General features: G+C 52.7%; 1 protein-coding gene. It reads left to right on the top strand.

Annotation, left to right across the window (positions count from 1 at the left end; genetic code table 11):
- A partial coding sequence (locus ACTHUM_RS18885; protein WP_440403810.1) for a DDE-type integrase/transposase/recombinase occupies window positions 1-503 on the top strand: 503 nt, incomplete at both ends.

The raw sequence follows: 503 nt of genomic DNA, 5'->3' as shown, positions 1-503 counted from the left end.
GCCCAAACCCCAAACCAGTACCAACAACCGTTTCAAACAGGCAAAGTACGGAATGAAACGCCTGGCCAAGGTAGAACGCGGCATTCAGGAAAAACTCAAAAGGCAGGCCAAACGCTACAATAAATCCTACCCCGGAGAGCTGGTACATCTCGATACCAAACGGCTGCCGCTGCTCAAAGGGCAGAAAGCCACCGATAAGCGGAATTACCTGTTTGTCGCCATCGACGATTTCTCAAGGGAGCTATACGCCGCCATTTTGCCGGACAAAACCGCAGACAGTGCCGCCAAGTTTCTGACCGAACACCTGATTGATCCCTGTCCATACCTGATTGAGTGCGTTTACTCCGACAACGGTACGGAATATAAAGGCTCGGCCAACCATGCTTTCGGTGTAGCCTGTTATGAGAACGGGATTGGTCAAAAGTTTACCCGGGTTGCCCGTCCGCAGACCAACGGTAAGGCGGAACGGGTTATCCGCCCCCTGATGGAGATGTGGCATGAGA

Source organism: Neisseria sp. P0021.S006, from assembly GCF_051956895.1.
This window is presented reverse-complemented; position numbering and strand designations above follow the sequence as displayed.